The organism is Ottowia pentelensis (assembly GCF_964341695.1).
In genome coordinates, this window is sequence record NZ_OZ224513.1 from 2,505,846 (window position 1) to 2,524,821 (window position 18,976).

Genomic DNA, 18,976 nt, shown 5'->3' on the forward strand with positions numbered 1-18,976 from the left:
CGGCTTGACCTGCAAAGCGTTCGGATCCTTGTCCCAGTCGCAGGGGCGAACGATCCGAAAGTGATCCGTCGCTTCGTCTGCAATCGATCGGTCCACCCTGGAAAGGTATTCTTGATCCGTCGATCTTCGGCATCTTTGTGCTCCGATTTCAGGCGACGGGCCAAACCACCCCCACCCGCGCCCCACCCAGCTCCGCCGACTCGCCCACCTCCACCCGCGCCCCGTGCCGCCGCGCCACGGCCTGCACGATGGCCAGGCCCAGGCCGCTGCCGTGGCCGGCGGCGCCGGGCACGCGGTAGAAGCGGTCGAGCACGCGCTGGCGCTCGGACGGGGGGATGCCGGGGCCGCTGTCTTGCACCGCCAGCTCGGGCGCGCCGCTCGCGCACCGCGTGGCCGTGACCTGCACCACGCCGCCGGCGGGGGTGTGCCTGAGGGCGTTGTCGATCAGGTTGCGCAGCAGCACGGCCAGGGCGTCGGCCTGGCCGGTCACCGATACCTCGGCGGCGCCCTCGCCCGGTCCGCGCAGATCGATCTGGTGCGCCTGCGCCTCGGGCGCGGCGTCGTGCACGGCGCGGCGCGCCAGGGCCAGCAGGTCGACCGGGGCGCTGGCGGCGGCGGCGCCGTCGCCGTCGTGGCGCGCCAGGGCCAGCAGTTGCTCGACCAGGCGGGTGGCGCGGTCGACGCCCGCCAGCAGGCGCTCGGTGGCCAGCTGGCGCGCCTCGGGCGTGTCGGCGCGCTGCAGGCTTTGCAGTTGCAGGCGCAGCGCGGCCAGGGGCGTGCGCAGCTCGTGCGCGGCGTCGGCGGTGAAGTCGCTCAATTGCCGCCACGCGCCGTCCAGCCGCGCCAGCAGGCCGTTCATCTCGGCCACCAGCGGCGCCACCTCGGCCGGCAGGCCGGCCACGGGCAGCGGCGCCAAATCGCCCGCGGCGCGCGAGGCCAGCTGCCGGCGCAGGCGGCCGACGGGCGCCACGGCGCGGCCCACCACCCACCACACGATGAGCATCAGCACCGGCGCCAGCAGCGCCACCGGCAGCACGGCGCGCAGCGCCAGCTGGCCGGCCATGCGCCGGCGCGCCGACTGCGCCTGCGCGATCTGGATCACCTGCGTGGCGGTCTCCAGGGTGTACACGCGGTAGGGCTCGCCGGCGGCCAGCACGTCCGAAAAGCCGATCACGGCCTGCGGCGGCAGCAGGCGCGCCGAGGGCGAGCGGTACAGCATGATGCCGTCGGCGCGCCACACCTGGATGATCAGCTCCTGCGAGCCGGGCGGGCCGTCGAGCACGCTGCCCTCCAGCACGGTGGCGGCCAGCCCGCCGGTGAGCGACAGGGCGATGCGCTGCATCTGGGCGTCGAACACCGACTCGACCTCGGCGCGCGCGGCGCGCCAGGTGATGACGGCCTGCGCCAGCGCGGTCACCAGCACGGCCAGCAGCAGCAGCACGGTCAGGCGCACGCGCAGCGAAGGCGCGTGCGGGTCGATTTTCAAGCCATTTTGGCCTTCGGCCCGCTCGGGACTTGCGCGACCAGCTATCGATTCAGGAGTTTCCACCGCCTGCCTCCCCGCCGTCCGCGGGCGACGGCGGCACCAGATAGCCCAGGCCGCGCACGTTCTCGATCAGGCCGGCGCCCAGCTTGCGGCGCACGCCGTGGATGTAGACCTCGACCGCGTTGCTGCTGATCTCCTCGCCCCAGGCGTAGAGCTTGTCTTCCAGCTGCTGGCGCGACAGCACGCGGCCGGGGCGCGCCAGCAGGGGCTCCAGCACCGCCCATTCGCGCGCCAACAGCTGCACCGGCTGGCCGCCGAGCGTGACTTCGCGCGTGGCCGGCACGATGCGCACGGCGCCCCAGGCGTAGGCCGGCTCGGCGCGGCCCTGGGCGCGGCGCAGCAGGGCGCGCACGCGCGCCAGCAACTCGTCCAGGTCGTAGGGCTTGACGATGTAGTCGTCGGCGCCGGCGTCCAGCCCGGCCACGCGCTCGGCCACGGCGTCGCGCGCGGTGGCGATCAGCACCGGCAGGCGCCGGCCGTGGGCGCGCAGGGCGCGCAGCACGTCCAGCCCGCTCTTGCGCGGCATGCCCAGGTCCAGCAGCAGCAGGTCGTAGGCGGTGGTGGCCAGCGCGGTGTCGGCCTGGGCGCCGTCGCGCACCCAGTCGGCGGCATGGCCCTCGGCGCGCAGCGCGTCGTGCACCACCTCGCCGATCATGGCGTCGTCCTCGGCCAGCAGGATTCGCATGGGGGCATTGTGACCGCTGACGCGGTTGCGCCGGCAGCTCCTGTTTTAATAGCTCGCAATCCATGGCCGGTGCTGACTGCCCGCCGTCGTCGGCTGTTATATTCGAGTGCTGTCCGCCTTCCCCGCAACCACCGCCCCCATGGACCTGGTTTTTCTGCTCTTGCTGCCCTTTGCCGGCGCCCTGGTGGCGGCGCTGCTGCCCACGCACGCGCGCACGGCGGCGGCCACCTGGGCGGCGCTGGTGTCGGCGGTGGGCCTGGTCTGGGTGCTGTGGCTCACGCCCACGCTGCAGGCCGGCACGGTGTTGCGCGAGGAGTACCGCTGGATTCCCTCGGCCGGCATCAACCTGCTGATCCGCATGGACGGGCTGGCCTGGATGTTCGCGCTGCTGGTGACGGGCATCGGCCTGCTGGTGGCCGTGTACGCGCGCTACTACATGTCGCGCGAAGACCCGGTGCCACGCTTTTTCGCCTTCTTCCTGGCCTTCATGGGCGCCATGCTGGGCATCGTGCTGTCGGGCAACCTGGTGCAGCTCGTGTTTTTCTGGGAGCTGACCAGCCTGTTCAGCTTTTTGCTGATCGGCTACTGGCACCACCGCAAGGACGCCCGGCGCGGCGCGCGCATGGCGCTGACGGTGACCGGCGCCGGCGGCCTGTGCCTGCTGGCCGGGGTGCTGATGCTGGGCCACATCGCCGGCAGCTACGAGCTGGACGCGGTGCTGGCCGAGGGCGGCCGCATCCGCGCCCACCCGCTGTACCCCACCATGCTGGTGCTGGTGCTGCTGGGGGCGCTGACCAAAAGCGCGCAGTTTCCCTTCCACTTCTGGCTGCCGCGCGCCATGGCCGCGCCCACGCCGGTGTCGGCCTACCTGCACTCGGCCACCATGGTCAAGGCCGGAGTGTTTTTGCTGGCGCGGCTGTGGCCGGCGCTGGCGGGCACGTCCGAGTGGTTCTGGCTGGTCGGCGGCGCGGGGCTGATCTCGCTGGTGGTGGGCGCGGGCGCGGCGATGTTCCAGAACGACCTGAAGGGCCTGCTGGCCTACTCCACCATCAGCCACCTGGGCCTGATCACCCTGCTGCTGGGCCTGAGCGGCGAGCTGGCGGCGGTGGCGGCGGTGTTCCACATCATGAACCACGCGACCTTCAAGGCCTCGGCCTTCATGGCCGCCGGCATCATCGACCACGAGACCGGCACGCGCGACCTGCGGCGCCTGTCGGGGCTGGGCAAGGCCATGCCCTTCACGGCGCTGCTGACCTTCGTGGCCAGCGCCGCCATGGCGGGCGTGCCGCTGGTCAACGGCTTCCTGTCCAAGGAAATGTTCTTTGCCGAAACGGTGCAGCTGCGCGGCATCGCGTGGCTGGACTGGGGCCTGCCCGCGGCGGCCACGCTGGCGGGCGTGTTCGCGGTGGTGTATTCGCTGCGCTTTGCCGGCGTGTTCTGGGGCCCGCCGGCGCGCGACCTGCCGCTGACGCCGCACGAGCCCGTGCGCTGGATGCGCGTGCCGATCGAGGTGCTGGTGCTGCTGTGCCTGCTGGTGGGCATGGTGCCGCAGTGGTCGGTGAGCGGCGCGCTGGCGCTGGCGGCGCAGCCGGTGGTGGGCGGCGAGCTGCCGGAGTACAGCCTGGCGCTGTGGCACGGCTGGAACAAGCCGCTGGTCATGAGCCTGGTGGCCCTGGTGGGCGGCGTGGCGCTGTACGCGGTAATGCAGGCGCTGCGCCGGCGCGGGCACCTGCGCCAGGCGCCGCTGGGCCGCTGGCTGGACGGCGAGCGCCTGTTCATGTACACGCTGCTGGGCCTGGACCACGGCTGCCGCTGGCTGCTGGCGCGCCTGACCAGCTACCGGCTGCAGCCGCAGATGCTGCTGCTGGTGCTGGCGGCCGTGCTGGCGGCGGCCACCTCGCTGTGGGCCGGCGGCGTCAGCTGGGGCCACCGCGAGCGCGTGCCCGCCAACCTCGAATTCGCCCTGCTGTGGCTGATGGGCGGGCTGTGCGCGCTGGGCGCGGCGCAGCAGGCCAAGTTCCACCGCCTGGCGGCACTGGTGATGGCGGGCGTGGTGGGCCTGTGCGTGAGCCTGACCTTTTTGTGGTTCTCGGCGCCCGACCTGGCGCTGACCCAGCTGACGGTGGAAGTCGTCACCACCGTGCTCTTTTTGCTGGGCCTGCGCTGGCTGCCCCGGCGCCTGCCCGAGCAAAACCCGCGCGAGGGCCTGAAGGTGCGCGCGCGGCGCGGGCGCGACGGCCTGCTGGCCATCGTGGCGGGCACCGGCATGGCGGTGCTGGCCTACGCCATGATGACGCGCCCGGCGCCGCAGAGCATTTCGCCCTTCTTCATCGACCGTGCCCTGCCCGAGGGCGGTGGCAGCAACGTGGTCAACGTCATGCTGGTGGACTTTCGCGGCTTCGACACGCTGGGCGAGATCACGGTGCTGGGCATCGTGGCGCTCACGGTGTATGCGCTGCTGCGCCGCTTTCGCCCGCCGCGCGAGGTGGTGGAGCTGCCGCCGCAGCAGCGCGCCGTGCCGCCCGATCTGGTCAGCGACCTGATCAACCCGCGCACCGCGCAGGACACCGCGCTGGGCTACCTGATGGTGCCGGCGGTGCTGGTGCGGCTGCTGATGTCGGTGATGGTGCTGGTCGCCATCCACCTGTTCTTGCGCGGGCACAACGCGCCGGGCGGCGGCTTTGTCGCCGGGCTGGTGGTGTCGATCGCCTTCGTGGCGCAGTACATCGTCGCCGGCACGTACTGGGTCGAGGCGCACATGCCGCTGCGGGTCACGCGCTGGATCGCCGTCGGGCTGCTGCTGGCGCTGGCCACCGGCCTGGGCTCGCTGTGGTGGGGCTACCCCTTCCTGACCACGCACACGGCGCACCTCACGCTGCCCGTGGTGGGCGAGGTGCACCTGGCCAGCGCGCTGTTCTTCGACGCCGGGGTGTTCGCCACCGTGGTCGGCGCCACCTTGCTGATCCTCACCGCGCTGGCGCACCAGTCGGTGCGGAGCCACCGCAAGGCGCCGGTGCGCACCGTCACGGCCAGCACCGGGCCGCGGGAGGTGGACTGATGGAAGTCATCATGGCGATCGCCATCGGCGTGCTGGGCGGCTCGGGCGTGTGGCTGGTGCTGCGCCCGCGGAGCTTTCAGGTGCTGATCGGGCTGGCGCTGCTGTCGTACGCGGTCAATTTGTTCATCTTCGCCATGGGCAGCCTGGTGATCGACCGCGAGCCCATCGTGCGCGCGGGCGTGACGGCCAACCTGCAGAACTACACCGACCCGCTGCCGCAGGCGCTGGTGCTGACGGCGATCGTCATCGGCTTTGCCACCTCGGCGCTGTTCCTGGTGGTACTGCTGGCCTCGCGGGGCCTGTCGGACACCGACCACGTCGACGGCGAAGAGCCCGACGCCGACGCGCAGGAGCGGCGATGAGCACACCCTTCATCGCCCAGCTGATGCCGCACCTGATCGTGGCGCCCATCCTGCTGCCCATGGCGACGGCGGCGCTGATGCTGCTGCTGGGCGACACGCGCCGGCCGCTGAAGGCGCTGGTGGGCGTGCTGTCGTGCGCGCTGGGGCTGGCGGTGTCGATTGCGCTGCTGCTGTGGGTGCAGCACGGCGACGGCCCGCACGCCGTGGGCATCTACCTGCCCTCCAACTGGCCGGTGCCCTACGGCATCACGCTGGTGGTCGACCGCCTGTCGGCCATGATGCTGCTGCTGACCAGCGTGCTGGGCCTGGCCTCGGTGCTGTATTCGGTGGCGCGCTGGGACCGCGCGGGGGCGCACTTTCACCCGCTGTTCCAGCTGCAGCTGATGGGGCTGGCCGGGGCGTTCCTGACGGCCGACCTGTTCAACCTGTTCGTGTTCTTCGAGATCCTGCTGACCGCCTCCTACGGGCTGCTGCTGCACGGCTCGGGCTGGGCGCGCGTGCGCTCGGGGCTGCACTACATCGCGATGAACCTGATGGCGTCGACGCTGTTCCTGATCGGCGTGGCCATTTTGTACGGCGTGACGGGCACGCTCAACCTGGCCGACATGGCCATCATCGTGCCGGCCATCGCCGAGACCGACCGCGGACTGCTGCACGCCGGCGCGGCGGTGCTGGCGGTGGGCTTTCTGGTCAAGGCCGCCGCCTGGCCGCTGAACTTCTGGCTGCCCTCCACCTACGCCAGCGCGTCGACGCCGGTGGCGGCGCTGTTCGCCATCCTGACCAAGCTGGGCGCCTACGCCGTGCTGCGGGTGTGGACGGTGCTGTTCGGGCCCGAGGCCGGCGTGTCCACCCTGTTCGGCGGCCCGGCCCTGGTGGACATCGGCCTGGTCACGCTGGCGCTGGGCGCGGTCGGCATCCTGGCCACCCAGCACCTGGGGCGCATGGTGGCGTTTTGCGCCATCCTGTCCTCGGGCACGCTGCTGGCGGCGCTGGGCTTCGGGCAGCCGGCGGTGACGGGCGGCGCGCTGTACTACATCCTGGGCTCGACGCTGGCGGTGAGCGCCTTCTTCCTGCTGTCCGAGCTGATCGACCGCGCGCGCGACATGGAGGAGGAGCCCATCGTCCTGAGCGAGCTGCAGACCGACGACGCGTTTGCCTTCCCGGTCAATCTGGTGCCCACGCGCGACGTCAACCTGGACGAGGACGAGCAGGCGCTGATCGGCCTGCCGATTCCGGCGGCGATGGCCTTCATGGGCCTGGCCTTCATCGTCTGCGGGCTGACGCTGGCGGGGCTGCCGCCGATGGCCGGCTTCGTCGGCAAGGTGGTGATGCTGTCGGCGCTGCTCAACCCGGCCGGCTTCGGCCAGAACGCGCCGGTGTCGCCGGCGGCCTGGATGCTGCTGGGCCTGCTGCTGGCCAGCGGCCTGCTGTCCATCATCGCGCTGTCGCGCGCCGGCTCGCGCTATTTCTGGTCGCCCACCGGGCGGCCGGTGCCGCGCCTGCGCCTGATCGAGACGCTGCCCATCGGCGCGCTGCTGCTGCTGATCGGCGTGCTGGTGTGGCGCGCCGACGACGTGCTGCGCTACGTCAACGCCACCGCGCGCGACCTGCACGACCCGCGGCACTACATCGGCACGGTGATGGCGGCCCAGCCCGTGCCCTCGCCCGTGGCCAATGGCGAGAAGGGGCTGCGGCGATGATGAAGCGGCTGTTTCCGGCCCCGCTGATGAGCGCCGCGCTGATGGCGATGTGGCTGGTGCTGAACGCCTCGCTGGCCGTGGGCGACGTGCTGCTGGCCGTGCTGCTGGGCCTGGTCGTGCCGGCGCTGCTGGCGCCGCTGCGCCCGGCACGCCCGCGCATCCGCCACCCTTTGACGGTGCTGCGCCTGATCGGCGTGGTCGGCCTGGACGTGCTCGAATCCAACTGGCTGGTGCTGCGCACCCTGCTCACCCGGCCGGGCCAGCCCACGCACGCGCGCTTCGTGCGCATCCCGCTGGACCTGCGCGACCCCAGCGCGCTGGCGGCGCTGGCCGTCATCACCACGGTGGTGCCCGGCACCGTGTGGTGCGAGCTGGCGCGCGACAGCAGCGCCCTGCTGCTGCACGTGTGGGACGCGCCGGACGAGGCCGCCTTCATCGCGCACTACAAGCAGCGCTACGAGCAGCCGCTGCGGGAGATCTTCGAGTCATGAGCACCTTTTTGTCCGTCGCCATCGCCATCACGCTGGGCAGCTACGGCCTGGCCAGCCTGCTGCTGCTGGTGCGCGTGCTGCGCGGCCCGACGGCGCAGGACCGCGTGCTGGCGCTCGACCTGCTGTACGGCATCGGCACGCTGTCGGCGCTGGTGCTGGGCATCCGCTACGCCAGCCACGTCTATTTCGAGGCCGCCCTGGTCATCGCCCTACTCGGCTTCGTCAGTTCCAGTGCGATGGCGAAGTTTTTGCTACGGGGGGAGGTGATCGAATGAGCGTCCGGACGAGGGGCCCCGCTTGCGGGGATCGGCCAGCGAGTTCGATCGGGCGGCCGACCACCCGAGCTTTCGTGCGCGCCCACAACGATCGGAGGCCGCCAGAATGAGCGTCCGGACGAGGGGCCCCGCCTGCGGGGATCGGCCAGCGAATTCGATCGGGCGGCCGACCACCCGAGCTTTCGTGCGCGCCCACAACGATCGGAGGCCGCCAGAGTGACAACGGAAGCCGTACCCCTCTGGGCCCAAATCCTGACCGGCGGCCTGCTGCTGCTGAGCGCGGTGCTGACGCTGGCCGCCGCCTGGGGCGTGCTGAGCCTGCGCGACTTCTTCAAGCGCCTGCACCCGCCGGCGCTGGTGCTGGTGGGCGCCACGTGGTGCGTCACGCTGGCGTCGATGCTGTTTTTGTCGCTGCACGACGGCACGCTGCAGTTGCGCGCCTGGCTGATCATCATCGTGCTGTCGATGACGGTGCCGATCACCACCGTCATCCTCAGCCGCGCGGCGCTGTTTCGCGAGCGGCGCAAGCCCTCGGGCGCCAACCTGCCGCCGCCGCTGCACCCGATCAACGCGACAGAGTCGCCGCACGACACGCCCTGATCAGTGCGCCTGCTCCCAGTTGGCGCCCACGCCCACCTCGGCCAGCAGCGGCACCTTGAGCCGGGCCACGCCGGCCATCAGGCGCGGCACCTCGGCCTTGGCCCAGTCCAGCTCGGCCGTGGGCACTTCCAGCACCAGCTCGTCGTGCACCTGCAGCACCATGCGGCTGGCGCGCGGCCCGGTGTCCAGCGCCTGCTGCACCGCCACCATGGCCTTCTTGATCAGGTCGGCCGCCGTGCCCTGCATGGGCGCGTTGATGGCGGCGCGCTCGGCGCCCTGGCGGCGCGGGCCGTTGGGTGAATTGATCTCGGGCAGCATCAGGCGACGGCCGAACACCGTCTCGACGTAGCCCTGGGCCTTGGCCAGCTGGCGCGTCTCGTCCATGTAGCGCTTGACGCCGGGGTAGCGCTCGAAATAGCGCTGGATGTAGTTGCGCGCCGCGGTGTTGTCGATGCCCAGATTGCGCGCCAGGCCGAAGCTGCTCATGCCGTAGATCAGGCCGAAGTTGATGACCTTGGCGTAGCGGCGCTGCTCGGGGCTGACCTGGTCCACCGGCACGCCGAACACCTCGCTGGCGGTGGCGCGGTGCACGTCCAGCCCGTCGTGAAAGGCCTTGAGCAGGGCTTCGTCGTCCGACAGGTGGGCCATGATGCGCAATTCGATCTGGCTGTAGTCGCAGCTCAGGATGAGGTGGCCGGGCGGCGCGATGAAGGCCTCGCGGATGCGCCGGCCCTCGGCCGTGCGCACGGGAATGTTCTGCAGGTTGGGGTCGTTGCTGGCCAGGCGCCCGGTCACCGCCACGGCCTGCGCGAAGTGGGTGTGCACGCGCCCCGCGCCATCGACCAGCTGCGGCAGCTTGTCGGTGTAGGTGCCCTTGAGCTTGGACAAGCCGCGGTGCTCCAGGATGCGCGCGGGCAGCGGATAGTCCTCGGCCAGCTTTTCCAGCACCTCCTCGTCGGTGCTGGGCTTGCCGGTGGCGGTTTTCTTGATGACCGGCAGGCCCAGCTTGTCAAAGAAGATCTCGCCGATCTGCTTGGGGCTGCCCAGGTTGAAGGGCTGGCCCGCCAGCTGGTGCGCCTCGGCCTCCAGCGCCACGATGCGCTCGCCCAGCTCGTGGCTCTGCTTTTTCAGCAGGCTGGCGTCGATCAGCACGCCGTGGCGCTCGATGCGATAAAGCACCTCGCTGCACTGCACCTCCAGCTCGTAGATGGCGCGCAGGCGCGCATTCTGCTGCAGGCGCGGCCACAGCACGCGGTGCACGTCCAGCGTCTGGTCCGAGTCCTCGCACGAATACTCGGCCGCCTTGTCCACCGGCACCTGCGCGAACGGAATCTGGTGCGCGCCCTTGCCGCACAGGTCTTCGTAATTGATGCCACTGCGCCCCAGGTGGCGCTCGGCCAGGCTGGCCAGGTTGTGCGGGCGGTGCACCTCCAGCACGTAGCTTTGCAGCATGGTGTCGTGCGCGTAGCCGGCCACCTCGATGCCGTGGTTGGCCAGCACGTGGCGGTCGTACTTGATGTGCTGGCCGAGCTTTTTCTTTTCCGAGTTCTCCAGCCAGGGCTTCAGCCGCGCCAGCACCTCGGCCAGCGGCAGCTGCACCGGCGCATCCGGCCCGGTGTGCGCCAGCGGGATGTAGGCCGCTTGGCCCGGCACCACGCTGAAGGAGAGGCCGACGATGCGCGCCTGCATCTCGTCGATGGAGGTGGTCTCGGTGTCCAGCGCGGTCAGATCGGCGGCTTCGATCCTGGCCAGCCAGCGCTCGAAGGCGGGCCAGTCGAGGAGGGTTTCGTAGACCCGCTCGGCGCCGGCCTGCGAGGCGGCCGGCGCATCGGCGAACAGGTCGGCGGCGGGCCTGGCGGCCGCAGTGGCAGGCTTGGCGGCGGGCCTGGAGCCGTTGGCGGCCGTCAGCGCCTTGATCAGCGTCTTGAAGCCGAATTTTTCATAGAAAGCGGCCAAATCGCCCGTCTGTTGTGCGCGAACAGCTATTGAATCAAGAGCAGGCAGGCTTTCGACATAGCCGTCCAGGTCGCAGTCGGTGCGGATCTTCAGCAGCTCGCGCCCGGTGGGCAGCCAGGCCAGCTTGTCGCGCAGGTTCTGGCCGGCGGCGCCCTTGATGTCGCCCGCGTGCGCCACGATGCCCTCCAGCGAGCCGTATTCGGCCAGCCACTTGGCGGCGGTTTTGGGGCCCACCTTGTCGACGCCGGGCACGTTGTCGATGGCGTCGCCCACCAGCGTCTGGTAGTCCAGCATCTGCGCGGCGCTCACGCCGAACTCGGCCTGCACGCCGGCCAGGTCGCGCCGCTTGCCGCTCATGGTGTCGATGATGGCGATGCGCTCGTTGACGAGCTGGGCCAGGTCCTTGTCGCCGCTGGAGATCAGCACCTGCAGGCCCTGCCCGGCCGCCGTGTGCGCCAGCGTGCCGATGACGTCGTCGGCCTCCACCCCCGGCACCGCCAGCACCGTCCAGCCCAGCAGGGCGACCACCTCGTGGATCGGCGCGATCTGGCTGCGCAGGTCATCCGGCATGGACGCGCGGTTGGCCTTGTAGTCGGGATACAGCTCGTCGCGGAAGGTCTTGCCCGGCGCGTCGAACACGCAGGCGGCGTAGGCGGCGTCGGGATAGTCCTTGCGCAGCACGCCCAGCATGTTGATCATGCCGCGGATGGCGCCGGTGGGCGCGCTGTGCGGGTCGGCCGGATCGACCCGCAAATCGGGCATGGCGTGAAACGCCCGGTACAGGTAGCTGGAGCCATCGACCAGCAGCAACTGGGGGCGCGCGCCGGCGGGCGTGGTGGGGGTGTCGGTCATGGCCAAATTGTGCACGCGCGCCAAGGCAGGTTTGCACCATCGCAACTACAATCGATCCATGCGTTCAAACCTTGTTTTTCGGGCCGTTGTGGCGGCGCTGTGCCTAGGCATCGGCGCCGTGGCCAGCGCGCAGGCGCCCGCGCCGGCTGCCGCCCCCCAGGCGGGCGCCAATGCGCCGGTGGTGCGCGAGCAGAGCACGCGCGACGGCGCCTCGCAGCGCATCGAGCGCATCGAAGTGGAAGATGCCGGCAACCGCATCGACGAGTTGCGCGTGGGCGGCCAGACGCAGTCCATCACGGTGACCCCCAAGGCCGACGTGCCGCCCTACAACGTGCAGCCCGCCAACCCGAGCCACCCCGATGGCCGCGACGGCGCCGGCCGGCGCACCTGGAACGTGCTCAGCTTCTGACGCGCCGCATGGCTGTCTACACCGAAGTCTCCGAACGCGAGGCCGGCGCGCTGCTGCAGGCACTGGGCCTGGGTGAGCTGCAGGCCCTGCGCGGCATCGAGGGCGGCATCGAGAACACCAACTACTTCGTCACCAGCAGCGCCGGCGAGTGGGTGCTGACACTGTTCGAGCGCCTGACCCACGCGCAGCTGCCCTTTTACCTGCACCTGATGAAGCACCTGGCGCAGCACGGCGTGCCGGTGCCCGAGCCGCAGGCCAAGCCCGAGGGCGCGCGCATCCCGGCGGGCGAGGACGACATCCTGCACACGGTATGCGGCAAGCCCGCGGCGCTGGTCAACCGCCTGCGCGGCAAGAGCGAGCTGAACCCCGGCCGCGCGCACTGCGCCGCCGTGGGCGACATGCTGGCGCGCGCCCATCTGGCCTCGCGCTCCTTTGACCGGCGCCAGCCCAACCTGCGTGGCCTGGCCTGGTGGAACGAGACCGCGCCCGCCGTGCTGCCCCACCTGGATGAATCCCAGGCCGCGCTGCTGCGCGCCGAGCTGGCCTACCAGAACCACGTGGCCGCCGGCAGCGCCTATGCCGCACTGCCGCGCGGCGCCGTGCACGCCGACCTGTTTCGCGACAACGTGATGTTTGCCGGCACGCCCGAGCAACCCGAGCTGACGGGCTTTTTCGACTTCTACTTCGCCGGCGTCGACAGCTGGCTGTTCGACCTCGCCGTCACGCTGAACGACTGGGCGGTCGACCTGCCAACCGGCGCCACCGACGCGCCGCGCACCCGCGCCCTGCTGGACGCCTATCAGGCCGTGCGCCCGCTGACCGACGCCGAGCGGCGCCTGCTGCCGGCCATGCTGCGTGCCGGCGCGCTGCGCTTCTGGATCTCGCGGCTGTGGGACTTTTACCTGCCGCGCAGCGCCAGCCTGCTGACGCCGCACGACCCGCGCCACTTCGAGCGCGTGCTGCGCCAGCGCGTGGCCGCGCCGCTGGCCTTGCCATGAAGCTCAACGTCGTCCCCGCCGCCGCCGGTGCCCAGTGGGTGCGCGCGGGCATCCGCACGTTTTTCCGGCGCCCCATCGCACTCACCGGCCTGTTCTTCATGTTCATGGCCGCGCTGTCGCTGGTGGCCATCGTGCCGGTCATCGGCGGCATCGTCGCGCTGGTGCTGGTGCCGGCCTTCACGGTGGGGCTGATGGACGCCACGCGCGCGGCCGACGCCGGGCGCTTTCCGCTGCCGGGCATCCTGTTCGTGGCCTTTCACAAGGGCAAGGCGCACGCGCGCGCCATGCTGTGGGTGGGCGCCTTCTACGCGCTGGCCGTGCTGTGCGTGGTGGGCGTGTCGGCGCTGATCGACGGCGGCCAGTTCGCCCAGATGTACGTGGGCGGCGGTGGCGGCCTGTCGGCCGAGCGCATGGAAGACCCGCGCTTTCTGACCGCGCTGTGGGTCGCGACCCTGCTGTACCTGCCGGTGTCGCTGGCCTTCTGGTATGCGCCGGCGCTGGTGCACTGGTACGGCGTGACGCCGGCCAAGAGCCTGTTCTTCAGCGTGGTGGCGGTGCTGCGCAACGCGCGCGCCTTTTTGGTCTATGGCCTGCTGTGGACGGCGCTGTCGCTGGGCGTGGGCCTGCTGATGATGCTGGTGCTGCTGATGACCACCTCGAGCAGCGACATCGGCCTGGCGACCATGGCGATGTTTCCGCTCTCGGTGCTGCTGGCCGCCATGTTCTTCAGCTCGCTGTGGTTCACCTTCCTCGGCAGCTTTCAGCCCGACGACGACGCGCTGATCGACACCCCCACCACATGACGACAGCCTGGACCGTCGAAGCCGTGCGCCGCATCGAGCGCGACGTGCAGCGCTCGGCCGACACGCACCTGTTTCCGATCGAGCTGCCCGCGCTGGGCGGGGTGCAGATCTACCTGAAGGACGAATCCACGCACCCCACCGGCAGCCTCAAGCACCGGCTGGCGCGCTCGCTGTTCTTGTACGCGCTGTGCAACGGCTGGATCGACGAGGGCACGACGATCATCGAATCGTCCTCGGGCAGCACCGCCGTGTCCGAGGCCTACTTCGCGCGCCTGCTGGGCCTGCCCTTCGTGGCCGTGATGCCGCGCAGCACCTCGGCCGCCAAGGTGGCGCAGATCGCCTTCTACGGCGGGCGCAGCCACTTCGTCGAGCGCGGCGACGAGGTCTATGCCGAGGCCGAGCGCCTGGCGCGCGCGTGCAAGGGCCACTACATGGACCAGTTCACCTATGCCGAGCGCGCCACCGACTGGCGTGGCAACAACAACATCGCCGAGTCCATCTTTCACCAGATGCGCGCCGAGCCGCACCCGGTGCCGCGCTGGATCGTGGTCGGCGCCGGCACCGGCGGCACCTCGGCCACCATCGGCCGCTACCTGCGCTACCAGGGCCACGCCACGCGGCTGTGCGTGGTCGACCCCGAGCACTCGGTGTTCAAGGACTACTACGACGACCGCTCCAGCCCCGGCGTGACCAGCAACGTGCCCTCGCGGGTCGAGGGCATCGGCCGCCCGCGCGTCGAGCCCTCCTTCGTGCCCGGCGTGATCGACCGCATGCTGCGCGTGCCCGACGCCGCCAGCTACGCCGCGCTGCGCGTGCTGGAGCGCCTGGTCGGCCGGCGCTTCGGCGGCTCCACCGGCACCGATTTCTGCGGCGCGCTGCAGCTGGCCTGCGAGATGCGCCAGCGCGGCGAGGCCGGCGCCATCGTCACCTTGGCCTGCGACGGCGGCGAGCGCTACCTGGACACCTACTACAGCGACGACTGGCTGCGCGCGCAGGGGCAGGACATCGGCCCCTGGCGGGAGCGACTGCAAGCGACCTGCGCCAGCGGCGTGTGGTCGCCGGCCTGACGCGCCGCCCTACTCCACCACCGTCAGCTTGGCGATCGCCAGCGCCAGCCACTTGACGCCGTGGCGCGGAAAGTCGACCTGCGCACGTGCGTCGTCGCCGGCGCCCTCGACGGCCAGCACGCGGCCTTCGCCGAACTTGACGTGGAACACCTGCTGGCCGGCGCGGATGGCGTGGCCGGTGCTGGCGGGGCTGGGTTGGGGTGCCGAGAAATTTGAACCAAATGAGCCTCTGGCGCCCGCCCAGTCTGCGCGAGCAGCTATCGGTTGAGGAGCAATCGAGGCAAAGCCGCCGCGCTGCGGCGTGAGCCACTTGAGCACGTCCTCGGGCAACTCGTCCAGAAAGCGGCTGCGCAGGTTGTAGCGCGTCTGCCCATGCAGCAGGCGCGTCTGCGCGTGGCTGAGGTACAGGCGCTGGCGCGCGCGCGTGATGGCCACATACATCAGGCGCCGCTCTTCCTCCAGGCCGCCGGCGTCGCTGAGCGCGTTCTCGTGCGGAAACAGGCCTTCTTCCAGGCCGGTGATGAACACGGCGTCGAACTCCAGGCCCTTGCTGGCGTGCACGGTCATCAGCTGCACCGCGTCCTGCCCGGCCTGGGCCTGGTTGTCGCCCGCCTCCAGCGCCGCGTGGGTCAGAAAGGCGGCCAGCGGGCTCAGGGTTTCGCCCGTGTTGGCGTCGACCACCGCAGGCGCCGATGGCAAGGGCTCGTCCAGCATCGGCGCATCCGGATCGAGCCCCTGGCTGGCCGGGCTTTGCGAGGGCACGGCGCCCTGCTCGTCCACCGGCAGCGCCACCGCATCGCGCCCGAAGCCTTCCTGCATCACGAAGCTCTCGGCGGCGTTGACGAGTTCCTGCAGGTTCTCGATGCGATCCTGCCCTTCCTTCTCGCCGCGGTAGTGCTCGATCAGGCCGCTGGCCTCCAGCATCTGCTCGATGATCTCGCGCAGCGTGTGGCCGGCGGTCTGCTCGCGCAGCACGTCCAGCCTGGCGATGAAGGCGGCCAGATTGGCGCCCGCCTTGCCGGGCACGGTGCTCACGGCGTCGTGCAGCGAGGTGCCCAGGCCGCGCGCCGCGTCCTGCAGCGCCTCCAGCGTACGCGCGCCGATGCCGCGCGGCGGAAAGTTGACCACACGCAGAAAGCTGGTGTCGTCGCGCGGGTTCTCCAGCAGACGCAGGTAGGCCAGCGCGTGCTTGATCTCGGCGCGCTCGAAAAAGCGCAGGCCGCCATACACGCGGTAGGGCACGCCGGCGTTGAACAGCTGCGTCTCGATGACCCGGCTCTGCGCGTTGCTGCGGTAGAGCACGGCGATCTCGCGCCGCGCCATGCCCTCGCGCACCAGTTGCTTCAGCTCGTCGACCACCCACTCGGCTTCGGCGAAGTCGGTCGGCGCCTCATACACGCGCACCGGCTCGCCGGCGCCGGCATCGGTGCGCAGGTTCTTGCCCAGGCGCCCCTGGTTGTGGCTGATGAGCGCGTTGGCGGCATCCAGGATGTTGCTGTGGCTGCGGTAGTTTTGCTCCAGCTTGATCTGGTGCTGCACGTGGTACTCGCGCACGAAGTCGGCCATGTTGCCCACGCGCGCACCGCGAAAGGCGTAGATGCTCTGGTCGTCGTCGCCCACCGCCAAAATGGCGCCGCCACCGGCTTGCTCGCTCTGCTCGGCCGGCAGGCCGGCGATCAGCTTGATCCATGCGTACTGCAGGCGGTTGGTGTCCTGAAACTCGTCGATCAGGATGTGGCGAAAGCGCCGGCGATAGTGCGCGCGCACGGCGTCGTGGTCGCGCAGCAGCTCGTAGCTGCGCAGCATCAGCTCGCCGAAGTCGACCACGCCCTCGCGCTGGCACTGGTCCTCGTACAGCTGGTAGATCTCCACCTTGCGGCGCGCCTGGCTGTCGCTGGCGGGCACGTCGGCGGGGCGCAGGCCGTCCTCCTTGCAACCGGCGATGAACCACTGCAGCTGGCGCGGCGGATAGCGCTCTTCATCGACCTGATGCTGCTTGCACAGGCGCTTGATGGCCGACAGCTGGTCCTGCGTGTCCAGGATCTGGAACGCCTGCGGCAGCCCGGCCAGCTGGTGGTGCGCGCGCAAGAAGCGGTTGCACAGGCCGTGGAAGGTGCCGATCCACATGCCGCGCACGTTCAGCGGCAGCATGCTGGTCAGGCGCGTCAGCATCTCCTTGGCCGCCTTGTTGGTGAAGGTGACGGCCAGCACGCCGCCGGGCGACACCTGCCCGGTCTGCAGCAGCCAGGCGATGCGCGTGGTCAGCACGCGCGTCTTGCCCGAGCCGGCGCCCGCCAGGATCAGCGCGTGTTCGGGCGGCAGGGTGACGGCGGCGCGCTGCTCGGCGTTCAGGCCGGCCAGCAGGGGCGAGTCCGCGGCGGGCGCCGGATGCGCGCCGACGCGCGCGCGTTCAGGGTTCGACAACATGCGCCAATTGTAGAAAGCGCCTATAACGGGGGCCTCCGCGCCGCCGCCCGCAAGCCCATGCCACCCACCCTGGTTCGACGCCTCGCCGCCTGTGCGGCCCTGCTGCCCGCGCTGACGGCCTGGGCACAAGAGTCCGCGCTGTGCACCAGCGACGGCCGCCCGGCGCCGCGCGCGCTGCACGAGCGCTTCATCAACGCCGACTGCGCGCCCTGCTGGCGCGAGGCCACGCCCACGCCGCCGCCGGGCACCGGGGTGCTGGACTGGGTGATTCCGGGCCACTTGGGCGACGATGCCCCGCTGTCGGCCGTGGCCCGGCGCGAGGCCCTGCAGCGGCTGGCCGCCCTGCATCTGCCGGTGCCCGAACGGCGCGCCGAGCGATCCAGCACGGTACAGGGCGGGCCGCATCACGTGCGCGTCTCGCGCGGGCCGGTGTTCGACGGCTACGTGGGCGCTTCGCTCACCTTCGACAGTCGCGCGCCGCTCAAGCCGCCGCTCACCGGCTGGCTGGCGCTGGTCGAGCTGCTGCCCGCCGGCACCGAGGGCTCGCCCGTGCCGCGCGTGCTGATGCGCAACCTGCTGAGCGACACCATCGCGGCGCACAACACCGAGGACATGGGCCAGCTATGGCGCCCGATGAACGTGCCCGCCGGTGCGCAGGCGAGCCGGCTGCAGTTGCTGGGCTGGGTGAGCGACGCGCAAGGCCACGTGCTGGCGGCGGCCGAGTCGAGCTGCGACGACGCCGGCCAGCGTTAAGCCTTCAGTCGGCGCGAAAACCCGACACCTCGACCACCTTCTGCCAGCGCGTGTTGTCCTTGGCCAGTTCGGCCGCGAACTCGGAGGCGGGCAGGCCCGCCGACTCCATGCCGGCGGCCGCCAGCCGGGCTTTGATGTCGCCCTGATTGACGGCATCGATCAGGGCGGCGCCGATCTTTTGCACCAGCGCCTCGGGCGTCCTGGCTGGCACGAAGGCGCCGACCCAGGCCTGGCCCTCGACGTTCACGCCCTGCTCCTTGAAGGTGGGCACGTCGGGCAGCAGGGGCGAGCGCTCGGGCGACGAGGTGGCCAGCAGGCGAATCTTGCCGCTCTTGTAGAACTCCAGCGGAAACTGGTCGACGCCGGCCGGGATCTGGCCGCCGATCAGGTCGGTCACGAGCGGCGCGCCGCCCTGGTAGGCCACGTGCGTCAGCTCCATGTGGATGGCCTGGCCGTACATCAGCCCCAGAAAGTGCAGCTGGCTGCCCGCGGCCGAGGTGCCGAAGGCCGCCTGCCTGGGATGGGCCTTGTACCAAGCCGTCAGGTCGGCCAGCGTCTTGATCGGGCTGTCGCCGCCCACCGCAATGGCCAGCGGCAGGTTGACCAGCTTGGCCACCGGGGCGAAGTCGGTCTTGGGATCGTAGTTGAGCTTGCGGAAGGTGTAGGGCGCGATGACGATCGGCGCCGACGGCGCCAGCATGATGGTGCGCCCGTCGGGCGGCGCGCTCTTGAGTACCGCCGCGGCCAGCCGTCCGCCGGCGCCGGCGCGGTTCTCGACGATCACGGTGGTGCCCAGGGCGGCCGCCAGTTTTTCGGACACCAGGCGGGCCGTCAGGTCGATGCTGCCGCCCGGCGGAAAGCCCACCAGCAGCTTGACGGGGGTGTTGGACGCGCCCTGCGCGAAGACGCCGCTGGCCAGCGCGGCGGCGCCCAGGCCCAGCAGCAGGCGGCGATTGAAGGGGATGCTCATGTCTCTTCCTTGGTGGATGGCCTT

The 18,976-nt window shown here is 70.9% G+C and carries 16 protein-coding genes; 11 read left to right on the top strand and 5 right to left on the bottom strand.

What is annotated here, in order from left to right:
• Positions 1-148: 148 nt before the first annotated feature.
• Together ACWHMB_RS12130 and ACWHMB_RS12135 are read right to left on the bottom strand one after the other, a co-directional pair.
• Positions 149-1,486, bottom strand: coding sequence for an ATP-binding protein (locus tag ACWHMB_RS12130; RefSeq protein WP_377478511.1), 1,338 nt, complete (start codon positions 1,484-1,486; stop codon positions 149-151).
• Positions 1,487-1,535: 49 nt separating this feature from the next.
• Positions 1,536-2,231, bottom strand: coding sequence for a response regulator transcription factor (locus ACWHMB_RS12135; RefSeq protein WP_447648542.1), 696 nt, complete (start codon positions 2,229-2,231; stop codon positions 1,536-1,538).
• A 139-nt stretch (positions 2,232-2,370) separates the two neighbouring features.
• Here ACWHMB_RS12135 and ACWHMB_RS12140 point away from each other — a divergent pair, with 139 nt between their 5' ends.
• The 6 genes from ACWHMB_RS12140 to ACWHMB_RS12165 all read left to right on the top strand — a co-directional run bounded on the left by ACWHMB_RS12140 (position 2,371) and on the right by ACWHMB_RS12165 (position 8,717).
• Complete coding sequence (locus ACWHMB_RS12140) at positions 2,371-5,289, top strand: monovalent cation/H+ antiporter subunit A (RefSeq protein WP_377478514.1); 2,919 nt, start codon at positions 2,371-2,373, stop codon at positions 5,287-5,289.
• On the top strand, positions 5,289-5,651 hold the full coding sequence (locus ACWHMB_RS12145) for a Na+/H+ antiporter subunit C (protein WP_293220810.1): 363 nt from the start codon (positions 5,289-5,291) through the stop codon (positions 5,649-5,651). The genes ACWHMB_RS12140 and ACWHMB_RS12145 overlap by 1 nt, the downstream gene beginning before the upstream one ends.
• On the top strand, positions 5,648-7,351 hold the full coding sequence (locus tag ACWHMB_RS12150; protein WP_367118994.1) for a monovalent cation/H+ antiporter subunit D: 1,704 nt from the start codon (positions 5,648-5,650) through the stop codon (positions 7,349-7,351). Before ACWHMB_RS12145 ends, ACWHMB_RS12150 begins: the two co-directional genes overlap by 4 nt.
• Positions 7,348-7,842, top strand: a complete 495-nt coding sequence (locus tag ACWHMB_RS12155) for a Na+/H+ antiporter subunit E (RefSeq protein WP_377478518.1) — start codon at positions 7,348-7,350, stop codon at positions 7,840-7,842. The genes ACWHMB_RS12150 and ACWHMB_RS12155 overlap by 4 nt, the downstream gene beginning before the upstream one ends.
• Positions 7,839-8,117 (top strand): K+/H+ antiporter subunit F, encoded by a 279-nt coding sequence (locus ACWHMB_RS12160; protein WP_377478520.1) that lies wholly within the window; start codon positions 7,839-7,841, stop codon positions 8,115-8,117. Before ACWHMB_RS12155 ends, ACWHMB_RS12160 begins: the two co-directional genes overlap by 4 nt.
• Before the next feature lie 216 nt (positions 8,118-8,333).
• Positions 8,334-8,717: a monovalent cation/H(+) antiporter subunit G gene (locus ACWHMB_RS12165; protein ID WP_377478522.1), complete on the top strand. Its 384-nt coding sequence runs from the start codon at positions 8,334-8,336 to the stop codon at positions 8,715-8,717.
• Here the strand turns inward: ACWHMB_RS12165 and polA are convergent, their stop codons facing one another.
• Complete coding sequence (gene polA, locus ACWHMB_RS12170; RefSeq protein ID WP_447648543.1) at positions 8,718-11,525, bottom strand: DNA polymerase I; 2,808 nt, start codon at positions 11,523-11,525, stop codon at positions 8,718-8,720. It abuts the gene before it with no gap.
• Between the two features lie 58 nt (positions 11,526-11,583).
• On the opposite strand from polA, the gene ACWHMB_RS12175 reads away from it, so the two are divergent.
• The 4 genes from ACWHMB_RS12175 to ACWHMB_RS12190 are packed head-to-tail and all read left to right on the top strand — an operon-like array spanning position 11,584 to position 14,802.
• A complete protein-coding gene (locus ACWHMB_RS12175) occupies positions 11,584-11,934 on the top strand; it encodes a hypothetical protein (RefSeq protein WP_377478526.1) in 351 nt (116 codons plus the stop codon).
• Positions 11,935-11,942: 8 nt separating this feature from the next.
• A complete protein-coding gene (locus ACWHMB_RS12180) occupies positions 11,943-12,932 on the top strand; it encodes a homoserine kinase (RefSeq protein ID WP_377478528.1) in 990 nt (329 codons plus the stop codon).
• Positions 12,929-13,735, top strand: a complete 807-nt coding sequence (locus ACWHMB_RS12185) for a BPSS1780 family membrane protein (protein WP_377478530.1) — start codon at positions 12,929-12,931, stop codon at positions 13,733-13,735. Before ACWHMB_RS12180 ends, ACWHMB_RS12185 begins: the two co-directional genes overlap by 4 nt.
• Complete coding sequence (locus ACWHMB_RS12190; RefSeq protein ID WP_377478532.1) at positions 13,732-14,802, top strand: PLP-dependent cysteine synthase family protein; 1,071 nt, start codon at positions 13,732-13,734, stop codon at positions 14,800-14,802. Before ACWHMB_RS12185 ends, ACWHMB_RS12190 begins: the two co-directional genes overlap by 4 nt.
• Positions 14,803-14,811: 9 nt before the next feature.
• Here the strand turns inward: ACWHMB_RS12190 and ACWHMB_RS12195 are convergent, their stop codons facing one another.
• Positions 14,812-17,229 (bottom strand): UvrD-helicase domain-containing protein, encoded by a 2,418-nt coding sequence (locus ACWHMB_RS12195; protein WP_447648544.1) that lies wholly within the window; start codon positions 17,227-17,229, stop codon positions 14,812-14,814.
• 57 nt (positions 17,230-17,286) lie between these two features.
• Between ACWHMB_RS12195 and ACWHMB_RS12200 the strand changes: the two genes are divergently transcribed.
• Positions 17,287-17,982, top strand: coding sequence for a hypothetical protein (locus ACWHMB_RS12200; RefSeq protein ID WP_293220840.1), 696 nt, complete (start codon positions 17,287-17,289; stop codon positions 17,980-17,982).
• A 4-nt stretch (positions 17,983-17,986) separates the two neighbouring features.
• On the opposite strand, the gene ACWHMB_RS12205 is transcribed toward ACWHMB_RS12200, so the two are convergent.
• Positions 17,987-18,952: a tripartite tricarboxylate transporter substrate-binding protein gene (locus ACWHMB_RS12205; RefSeq protein ID WP_293220843.1), complete on the bottom strand. Its 966-nt coding sequence runs from the start codon at positions 18,950-18,952 to the stop codon at positions 17,987-17,989.
• Positions 18,953-18,976: the final 24 nt, after the last annotated feature.

Bases quoted from the DNA above. Each gene is read 5' to 3' on its own strand.
- ACWHMB_RS12150 (WP_367118994.1), top strand. From the start codon at position 5,648: ATGAGCACACCCTTCATCGCCCAGCTGATGCCGCACCTGATCGTGGCG.
- ACWHMB_RS12140 (WP_377478514.1), top strand. From the start codon at position 2,371: ATGGACCTGGTTTTTCTGCTCTTGCTGCCCTTTGCCGGCGCCCTGGTG.
- ACWHMB_RS12195 (WP_447648544.1), bottom strand. From the start codon at position 17,229: ATGTTGTCGAACCCTGAACGCGCGCGCGTCGGCGCGCATCCGGCGCCC.
- ACWHMB_RS12155 (WP_377478518.1), top strand. From the start codon at position 7,348: ATGATGAAGCGGCTGTTTCCGGCCCCGCTGATGAGCGCCGCGCTGATG.
- polA (WP_447648543.1), bottom strand. From the start codon at position 11,525: ATGACCGACACCCCCACCACGCCCGCCGGCGCGCGCCCCCAGTTGCTG.
- ACWHMB_RS12135 (WP_447648542.1), bottom strand. From the start codon at position 2,231: ATGCGAATCCTGCTGGCCGAGGACGACGCCATGATCGGCGAGGTGGTG.
- ACWHMB_RS12160 (WP_377478520.1), top strand. From the start codon at position 7,839: ATGAGCACCTTTTTGTCCGTCGCCATCGCCATCACGCTGGGCAGCTAC.
- ACWHMB_RS12180 (WP_377478528.1), top strand. From the start codon at position 11,943: ATGGCTGTCTACACCGAAGTCTCCGAACGCGAGGCCGGCGCGCTGCTG.
- ACWHMB_RS12190 (WP_377478532.1), top strand. From the start codon at position 13,732: ATGACGACAGCCTGGACCGTCGAAGCCGTGCGCCGCATCGAGCGCGAC.
- ACWHMB_RS12145 (WP_293220810.1), top strand. From the start codon at position 5,289: ATGGAAGTCATCATGGCGATCGCCATCGGCGTGCTGGGCGGCTCGGGC.
- ACWHMB_RS12200 (WP_293220840.1), top strand. From the start codon at position 17,287: ATGCCACCCACCCTGGTTCGACGCCTCGCCGCCTGTGCGGCCCTGCTG.
- ACWHMB_RS12175 (WP_377478526.1), top strand. From the start codon at position 11,584: ATGCGTTCAAACCTTGTTTTTCGGGCCGTTGTGGCGGCGCTGTGCCTA.
- ACWHMB_RS12205 (WP_293220843.1), bottom strand. From the start codon at position 18,952: ATGAGCATCCCCTTCAATCGCCGCCTGCTGCTGGGCCTGGGCGCCGCC.
- ACWHMB_RS12185 (WP_377478530.1), top strand. From the start codon at position 12,929: ATGAAGCTCAACGTCGTCCCCGCCGCCGCCGGTGCCCAGTGGGTGCGC.